The organism is Micromonospora sp. C31 (assembly GCF_018070575.1).
GTDB lineage: Bacteria > Actinomycetota > Actinomycetes > Mycobacteriales > Micromonosporaceae > Micromonospora.
On record NZ_JAGPXN010000043.1, the window covers coordinates 1 to 8,813 of the forward strand.

Below are 8,813 nucleotides of genomic sequence, written 5' to 3' on the forward strand. Positions count from 1 at the left end.
AGGCGAGGCTCCCGGTCGGGGCATCGGGTTTTGGTCGATTTGCTGTCTTACCTGGAGCCTCGCCCTCATCGATCCTCGGGCTACGCACACCGCCCCTGACCTGCAAGGTCAGGATGAAAAAGGCTCAATGATCAAGGAGGTGTTGCGACAACTACTGGAACCCACGCGCCCCAGCAGGGTCCGATTTCACGCGCCGACGACAATCGGGGTCCCGACCGTTCCGCATCTCAAGCATCGGCAGCTCCAGCGCTTCTTTGCACCCGGGTACGGCTCCAGCGGTTCCCAGTCGTATGTCCGCATCCGTCCGATGGCTCGGTCGGCGTTGTTGCGAACCTTGAGCTCGCCGCTTGCCCCGTGCGCTGCCGCCCGCTTCTCGCGTCGACAGCGGCACCGGGGCCGGTCGTCACGCTTTACACGGTTCAGCACGAGCGTTACTGCCTCGTGGCAGGTGACGCAGATGGCCGCCCACGCCTTGGTGCTGCCCGGGTACTCCGAGACAGCGCTGTAGCCCAGCGCGGTCAGCTGGTGTCGAGCCTCGGCATCGGTGAAGCGCACGGGCATATGGCGAGTCTCGCATTGCCCGCCGACACTCTGCCCTGGGCAGTCCGTCCGCGGGTGCGCGTCAGATGTGGGTAAGCGCGTCGTGATCTTGGTGTCCGCGTGATCACGCGGCGGCTATGGCGGGGACCGGCACGATCACGAGATCATCGCCAGGACCATCAAAGGTGACCCGTTCGCCGTTGTCTAACGTGCCAGTATCCCATTGCCATCACGCGGACACGCCTGCGGTCGGGGCGTTGTCCCTTGGGGCGGGTGAACAGGGCGTCGGTGAGGTCTGGGGCCGCGCGTTCGAGTTCCGGTTGGCGTCCGGCCTCGATCAGGGCTGCGGCCATGTGAGGGAGCTCCGTATGCTCGGCTCCCTTGCCACCGACGATCGCACGCAACGCCGGGACGAGCACGCGGCCGTCGACGCTACGCGCGTGCTCTCGGATCAGGTCCGAGGTGAGCGAGGCCCCGTACGAGTCTTCCACAGCCCTCGAAGCAACCAGGCAATGAATCGCGCAGACGGCCGCCCGCAGACCCGCCCTCGGAACGGTGACACGGTCTTGCTGCAAGCGAGGTTGCTGTCGTACCCACGCCGTAGCGTCAGTTCGTCCATCGGCTCGTCGATGGTCTCCGGTCGCGTCGCACCGACCTCTTGACGCCCCCGAACCGTGTCAATCAGGAAGATTGAGGCAGGAAAGAAGTGGAACCAACCGTCTCCGCCGGGCTGATCAAGGCACTCGGCTCTGCCGCCGCGCCCGTCTCCCGCCTGATCAGCCGACGCACGGTGCGCTTGCGGGTCGCATGGACGGTCGGACGGCAGGCCCGGAAGAAGGGCATTCGCGTGAAGACTCGTGAGCTGCGCAAGTGGATGGTCTTGCCGGAGGTACAGAGCCAGCTGGCCCGGGGTGGCGCCGAGGTAGCCGACGTGGTCCTCGACGGTCTGGCCGCTCTGCTGGGCGGCAGCGGCGACCAGCGGCGATCCGATGCCGAGCAGGTCCTCGTTCTTGTTCTGGCCGCCTTCGTACGCGCACACGACCCGGCCACCGCGTCCGCCATCGCTGGGGAGTGGCAGGCAGAACACACCCGTGCCGCGGCATCGTCTACCCGTGCTGTGGTGGAGGACAACACCCGCTCTATCCTGAGCCGGATGTCGGCCGCCAATGTGTTCGGCGACCAGGTCACCATGCTCCAGCCGTGGCGGCGCGATCGGGCGATCGAGATCCGCGACTTCTGGCCGGACGTGGAGAAGCTGGTACAGGTCATCGTCACGGCCGATGACCGCGGCGCCGTCCTGCGGCAGTGGTGCGAGCAGCCCCCGGACTGGTTTGCTGATGCACCCGTGGAGGTGATCTGCTGGCTGGCCGAGCTCGCCTCGGACTACAGCCAGAATCCGACGGCGGCCCGCCTGTTCGGGATGGCCGTGGAGCGTGGGGCGTACCCGGCCGGCTACTGGAAGGCCCGGCAGGCGATGTGCCTGCCGGAGGACGCCTCCGCTGACGCCAACGAGATCCTCGTCGGTGCAGCCCGGGAACACACGCTTGCGCAAGGGATGCTGTTCGTCCACCGCGAGGACTGGGATCAGGCCATCGATGTCTTGTCCGCGTGGAGGACATCGTCGCAGGCCGATGAGGCGTTGCGGCTGCAACTGCTGGCGCGGCTTTACGCTCGCGCCGACGACATCAACCGGGGAGTCAAGTTCGCGCTTGCCGCTGCCGACATCGAGGGTGCGAGCGGATCAGCGCTGTACGCCGCTGAGTTGCTGCTGTACCGGGCGCGGTACGGGGAGACCGTGAACAGGCTGGCCGACACCGAACGGGCTGCCGCGCTGGCGATCAAGGCCCGTAACGTTCGTCGGTCGTGGCACGGCGACAGCGTCGCGGCGATCTTGGTCGCGGTCAAGGCGTACGTGCTCGGCGGCAAGGTGGCGCAGGCGCGGGCGCTCATCGAGCAGCAGCCGGACGGCGACGCCTGGCCGCAGGAGGTCGCTGACCCCCGCCTGCGGCGAGAGCAGGCAGAACTGCTCGCCGCCACCGGCGAGTACGACCGTGCCCGCGCGTTGGCCGCCGAACTGGACATCCCATTCGTTGTCGCGGAGGTCGATGCCGTGGAGCTGACCGGCAACGCCGAGAATGCGGTCGCCGCCGCGGCGTGGCAGTCCGCGCTGGCGGCTGCGGAGTCCAGGGCCGACTTTCTGGTAGCGGTTCGAGGGCTGGCCCAGGTCGGTGGTGAGTTACCGGATCTTGCCGGGGTCGAGCAGGAACATCCCGAGCTGGTACGCGAAATCCGGATTATTCAGCGCGCCATGGGCGCACAAGGGGGCACGATTGAGGCTCTTCGGGCCGGCGCCACCGACCACATCGTACTTGCGGTGTTGCTCGCGGAGCGGTACGGGCAGGACGGGGAGCACTTGCTGGCCGCCGAGGTGCTCAAGGAAGCCGCGTACCGGTGGAACGACCCTGGCCTGATGCTGACCTCGGCGCGTCATCTGCGGGCCGCCGGGGATCTGGAAGCCGCGAAACGGGCTGCCGAACGCGCGTTGACTATGGGCGGCACCGAGTGGGCCGGACAGTTCGATACGCGGGCGTTGATATTCGAGATCCACACCGACGAGGGGTCGTGGGACCTGGCGATCGAGCAGGCCCGCAATCTGGTGACGCTCGACCCCGACGCCGCGGACGCCCGCTGGGCGCTCGTGCACGCGTTGGTTCGGCGCGGCGACAGCGACGGTGCGTGGAATGCCCTCACCCCTGACGGCGATCCGGTCGCCCCTCGGGACCGCCACGACGCCATGACCTGGATCGGCCTGGTGGCCCGCCGCGACACCAGCACACAGTTCGTGCCTCGCGCACTGTCCACCATGGTCCGGTGGCCGGACGACGAGCAGCTGATCGGCGTCTTCATCGCCCAGATTTTCTTCGGCCTGCGGCGGCAGGAGCTCTCGACGACCGACGAGGACATCGCCGCGCTGCATACGGCCATGTTCGACTACACCGAACGCTTCCCCGAAAGCACGGTGTTCCGCCGGATGTCGGTCTCGGAGGACGACCCGCTCGGATCCCTCGCGCCCGACCTTCATGCACGTCACGAGTCACTCAGCGAAGCCATTGAGGAACTCGACAAGGCGAACCTGCCGCTAGGCATGCTGGCCACCGCCTTCGATTCCTCCTACACGGAGGCCTCGCTGAAGCGCGGCGCGGGCTTCGTCAATGCCCATGCCCCGGCAGGAGAGTTGCGCGGCAGGGCTGCGGCTGCAGCGGCCTGGAACAAGGTGACCGTGATCGATGTCACTGCAGCTCACACTTTGGCGCTGCTCGACCCGCACCTGCGTTCGCAGCTCATCTCGGGTTTCGCCCAGCTTCGCGCAACCGATGAGGCTTACCGCGATGCGGTCCGGGGGCAGGAGTCCCTCGGCTTGCGTTCGACCATGTCCACGGGATGGGATCCTGACGCTGGGCGGCCGACCGTCACGGTGATCGAGCAGTCCGTCGCCGACTCGCTCGCCGAGCACGCCACGACGGTGTGCTCGATTCTGCACCAGGCAGCACGCCGTCCGTGGACCCGGTTCACGACGTTCCCCGACGCCGACCGAAAGTTCGAGTGGCTGTCGTCGCTCGACATGGCGGCTGCTGAACACATCCCGTTCTGGTGCGACGACCACCGTCTGCGGTTGATCGCCGCCGGCATGGGCGTCGCGACCTTCGGCACGGTCGACCTTATCCGTCACCTGCAGATCCAAGGGCAGATTCCACGCGAGATCCGTGCGGCGGCCGAGGCTGTCCTGCTTACCAACTACTTCACCGACCTCGGATTCGATCGGGCAATGTTCGACCTCGCCGCGGCGATGGACGGCCGAGTACCGCGCGGGGTGGCGTTCGCGCTCACCCGGCCCGCGACCTGGACCGACCCGGCCGCGGTAATCGATTTCGTGCTCGCCATGCTGGCTCAGCAGCGACCGCCGGACCGGACCAAGTTGAAGGCTGGGTCTCCGCCACCGCGATCGGACTGGTCCGGATCACCACCGATGATGGCAGCGCTGGTACCAACCTGCGTGTCCTTCTGAGTCGGTGCATGGCGGAGCCGTGGATGAACGCCGACCGGCTGCCCGCGGTGCTGCGGGGTGTACGCGCGGGGATCGCGGAGCGCCGACTGGTGACCGATCCGTTCGAGGCGGTGGCCACCAGCGTCTACCGCAACCTCGTCGCTGGCCACGGACACGCGTTCGCCATGTCGATGATGATGGCGCTGGTCGCCTTGTCGTCGGAATCCGACAAGGCGACGACGTCGCGAGTGGTGCTGACCTACCGCGATTAGCACGCTGATCGACCGGCTGTCGGTGCACCGTCGCCGCGCCTCGGCCCGGCCCTGGTCGTCCCGCTGGGCCGACAGCGTCACCCGCCGGCCGCTCGTTGCCGACCTGGCCGGGGTGCTGGTACTGGCGGCGCTGGCCGCGCCGGCGCTGGGTCTGCGGCTGAGCATGCCGGACGCGAGCACTCAGCCTCGGGACACCAGCGCCTACACCGCGCACCGGATCCTCGCCGACGCGTTCGGCGCCGGCTTCGACGCCACCCTGTCGGTCGTGGTTAGCCTGCCCGAGGGCGATCCGGACCGGGTCGCCACGGCGATCGCGGCCGAGTCCGGTGTGGCATCAGTGAACCCACTGCGGCGCAGCCACGACGGGGCGATCGCCCTGCTCGCCGTCCGCCCGACCACCGGCACCCAGGACGATGCCACCACCGAGTTGGTGCACCGGCTCCGCGCGGTCACCGCGGACCAACCGGTACTCGTCGGCGGCGTGGTCGCCTCGGCCATCGACTTCGCCGAACTGACCGCCGACCGGCTCCCCCTGGTGGTTGTCGTGGTGGTCGGCCTGTCCCTGCTGTTGCTGGTGATGATCTTCCGGTCCGTGCTGCTCGCGGTGAAGGCCGGCCTGCTCAACCTGATCTCGATCGGCGCGTCGTTCGGGGTACTGGTCGCGGTGGTGCAGTGGGGCTGGCTGGGCGATGTGCTGAACTTCCCCACCACGATGCCGGTCACGGCCTGGGGCGCCGCTGATCATGTTCCCGGTGCTGTTCGTCCATGGACTACGAGGTCTTCCTGGTGTCCCGGATCCGGGAGGCCTACGACGCGATCGGCGACACCCGGCTGGCGGTACGCGAGGGGCTCGTCCGCACCGCCCGGGTGGTCACCGCCGCCACGGCCATCATGATCGCCGTGTTCCTGTCCGTGATGCTCGGCGCGGACCTCGGTGTCAAGCAACTCGGCCTCGGTCTGGCCGTCGCGGTGTTCGTGGACGCCACCATCGTGCGGCTGATCCTGCTGCCGGCCACCATGGAACTCGTCGGCCGGTTCAACTGGTGGCTGCCGAGCTGGCTCGACCGGGCACTGCCCAGGGTCCGCCTCGACGAACCCGAGCCCACGACCGGCCCGACGCTCGAGTGGCCGGCTGCGGCTGAGCGGCAACCAGCGATGATGCTGAACGGCCGGAGAAGGGGTCATAACCCGCTGACTCCCACGACGCCGGCCGGAGGCAAGTTGCGCGTTGCGCGTCTGGTGTGACGGCAAGGAAGTCGATGGTGGCGGGGGAGCAGTGCGACGACCCCTTTACTCGGCCGGTTTATACTTTAAGTGACCTGGGCAAACGTGCGTGAGCATGCCGCTGGGCCACCGGACTACTGGGGGTCAAGGGGTCGTCGGTTCGAATCCGGCCGTCCCGACCGGAAACGATGGGCCGCTGGCCTGGCCGTTCGGCCAGGCCAGCGGCCCATCGTGGCTCCGAACACTGGAAGGTGTCATCCGGCTCAGCCCAGGGGTGTGGGGACCAGCTGGGGACCAGTGGCCGTCCGGTCTGGTCCTCATCGCATGGAGGATGCGTGCCAGTTGAGCATCGGCCGCCGACGGCCGCGACCATCCGCGAGCTCTACGGCACAGCTTGGCAGTGCGCTGCACCCGGCTGTCGGCAGCCGCTTTACGTGAAGTCCGATGCTGACGGCACGCGAACGCTCAATTCGCGAGTGGCTCACATTTGTGCTAGAAGCGAAAACGGACCCCGTTGGGATTCCGGAATGCCCGAGGCCGAGAATAGGGCGGCGAGTAATCTAATTCTGCTCTGTCTTCTGCATGCGTGGCAAATTGATGACCCGCCGCAGATCGGGAGATTCCCAGTGCCTCTCCTTAGGGAGTGGAAGCTCCGCCAGTTGGCGGAGTTTGACGGTTTGCGTGCAGGTTGGGATCTGACTGATGACGAAATTGTCGAAGTTGGGCAGAAGTCCTTCATGTCGACCATTCAAATATCGCACTCGCAATTAATTGTTCAAGGGGGCCAGGCGCCTGGGTCAGGCGGTGCTGGCGGCATTGGAATCGGGCCCGGCGCAGTGGGCGGGGATGGCGGTGCGGGCGGAGACGTAGTCACTGCCTTTTTCGAGCGGAGGACCTCCCGGGCACGGTGGAGGTGAGTGTGGGATCGGGAGGTCGCGGCGGAGCGGAAGGAATGCCGGGAGAGTCAGGTGGTGACACTGTCTTCGGCGGGCTGATCGCACGGGGCGGCAAAGGCGGCGGTGTTCGTCCTGATTCCATGGGCAATGTAGCCAATGCGGGGCCAGCGGCGGCTGTTTCGTCCGAAAAGACCCTGACCGTCTCGGCGATGATGCTCGCTAACCATGCTGAGATTCAGAACGGCCTGCTGTACGTCCTTGGTGGGGGTTGGGAGTTCTTCACGCTGCCTTCCCTTCCCGGTGTCGTTCAAGGCGTTGTCACGCTTCTAGTCGACCTAAATGGGTTTGACGTCGGGGATATTCCGGAACTATCCGTGCGGTCCCTCGATCCAGAGGGTCAGCTTTCGTTCGAGTGCTTAGGTCAAATAACCGTTTTCGAGAGTAGTAGCCCCGGTCGAGTGCCCTTGGTAATCCCCTTCGGTTTTTCTTGCCATGTCGCAGGATTGTGGAGCATGGTGGTGCTTCATGGTGGAGTGGAGTTAGCTTCCATTCGGTACAGAGTCCAGGAGAAGCCACTCTGATTCATGTGCCCCCCACCCGGCTAATGCTCATTCCAGCCCACTTAATGCTTAACAGTTACTGGAAAGTAGGAGTTCCCGCTAGACCGCGTGGAGCCGGGAACCACTAGGAGACCGCCGGGCCCTTAAGTGGGCACTGAGGGCCGTGCCCGCGTCGGTGATCGACTGCCGGTCAGGGTGGAGGTACCGCTGTGTCGTGCTGAGCGACCCATGCCCGGCGATCTTCCGCAGTACATGCACCGGAACTCCCGCATCGGCCATCCAGGTCAGCCCGGTGTGCCGCAGGTCGTGGCGGCGCAGGTGTTCGTAGCCCAGCTTCGTCACCACCTCGTCCCAGTGCGTTGCGTCCCGCAGTACGGCGGTGCTGATCCGTCCACCGCGCGGCCCGGTGAACAGTCGAGAGTGCGGCTCGGCGACCGAGTCCAGGCGGCGGGCGACGATCGGCCGCACCTCCTCGATCAGCGGCACCATCCGGGCGCGCTTTCCCTTGGTGCCCTTGTCGACCAGGCCGCCGGGGCTGGGCGTTGTCTGGCGGCGTACCGTCCACATCCACGATTTCCGGTCGATGTCCTCGGACCGTTCCACCAGCGCGGCGGCGAGCGTGGTCAGCGACTCCCAGTCGGGCAGGGCGAGCGTGCGCGGATCGTCCAACTCGTCTTCTGCCCGCCGGTATTCGCGCTGCCATCCGGTCACCTGTGCGGGATTGCGCGGGATGATGCCGTCCCGTACGGCCTGCTCCATCACCCGGACCAGCACGGCAAGACTGTTCTTGACCGTGGAACGGCTGCACTCGTCGGCAATCCAGCCGTGCACGGCCCGGTCAACGGCACCGTTCGTGATCATTCGCACGGGGATGTGACCGAGGGCGGGCACCACCCGTTTTCGCCAGCCGGCGAGGTACGGATCGAGCGTCTTCCGTTCCAGACCACGTAGTGCCAGCGTCATGACGCCTTCGCCGTACTCGGCGAGCCGCTTTGTCGCGGCGACCGGGTCGACGCCACCTTGCGCCGCACTGACCATCCCGTCGATCCACGCTTGTGCCTCTTCTGGGGTGGCGACCGTGACGGACTTGGACAGCCTGCGCTTGGTCACCGGGTCGACCCATCGAACACGCGCCCGGTAGGGACGTTCCAGGGCCCCGGCAAAGTCGTCAGGTGATGCCGAGTAGTGCCAGCGGGCGGGTGCTGTCGCGGGCGTGGTGCCGGTTGGCGGCGGCGATGTTGGTGACGCCGGCGGTGCGGAGTGCGCCGATGGCGGC

Annotated in this window: 6 protein-coding genes; 5 read left to right on the forward strand and 1 reads right to left on the reverse strand. The window is 66.9% G+C overall.

Features of this window, described 5'->3' with window-relative positions; translation table 11 throughout:
* The first annotated feature begins 1,246 nt into the window (after positions 1 to 1,246).
* The 5 genes from KBX06_RS27190 to KBX06_RS27210 all read left to right on the forward strand — a co-directional run bounded on the left by KBX06_RS27190 (position 1,247) and on the right by KBX06_RS27210 (position 7,558).
* Positions 1,247 to 4,606 (forward strand): hypothetical protein, encoded by a 3,360-nt coding sequence (locus KBX06_RS27190; protein ID WP_210839893.1) that lies wholly within the window; start codon positions 1,247 to 1,249, stop codon positions 4,604 to 4,606.
* Between the two features lie 23 nt (positions 4,607 to 4,629).
* A complete protein-coding gene (locus KBX06_RS27195; RefSeq protein ID WP_210839894.1) occupies positions 4,630 to 4,857 on the forward strand; it encodes a hypothetical protein in 228 nt (75 codons plus the stop codon).
* 22 nt (positions 4,858 to 4,879) lie between these two features.
* The gene (locus KBX06_RS27200; protein WP_210839895.1) at positions 4,880 to 5,752 is read left to right on the forward strand and encodes an MMPL family transporter; all 873 of its coding nucleotides are present in this window, start codon (positions 4,880 to 4,882) and stop codon (positions 5,750 to 5,752) included.
* Positions 5,644 to 6,102 carry an MMPL family transporter gene (locus KBX06_RS28305; RefSeq protein ID WP_307854779.1) on the forward strand — a complete coding sequence of 153 codons (459 nt, stop codon included), beginning with the start codon at positions 5,644 to 5,646 and terminating at the stop codon, positions 6,100 to 6,102. Before KBX06_RS27200 ends, KBX06_RS28305 begins: the two co-directional genes overlap by 109 nt.
* 931 nt (positions 6,103 to 7,033) lie before the next feature.
* Complete coding sequence (locus KBX06_RS27210; protein WP_210839896.1) at positions 7,034 to 7,558, forward strand: hypothetical protein; 525 nt, start codon at positions 7,034 to 7,036, stop codon at positions 7,556 to 7,558.
* Between the two features lie 78 nt (positions 7,559 to 7,636).
* Here KBX06_RS27210 and KBX06_RS27215 read toward each other — a convergent pair whose 3' ends face one another.
* Positions 7,637 to 8,647, reverse strand: a complete 1,011-nt coding sequence (locus KBX06_RS27215; protein WP_307854778.1) for a site-specific integrase — start codon at positions 8,645 to 8,647, stop codon at positions 7,637 to 7,639.
* Positions 8,648 to 8,813 lie beyond the last annotated feature (166 nt).

Coding starts and splice junctions, on each gene's coding strand:
- KBX06_RS27195 (WP_210839894.1), top strand. CDS start 4,630: ATGAACGCCGACCGGCTGCCCGCGGTGCTGCGGGGTGTACGCGCGGGG.
- KBX06_RS27210 (WP_210839896.1), top strand. CDS start 7,034: ATGCCGGGAGAGTCAGGTGGTGACACTGTCTTCGGCGGGCTGATCGCA.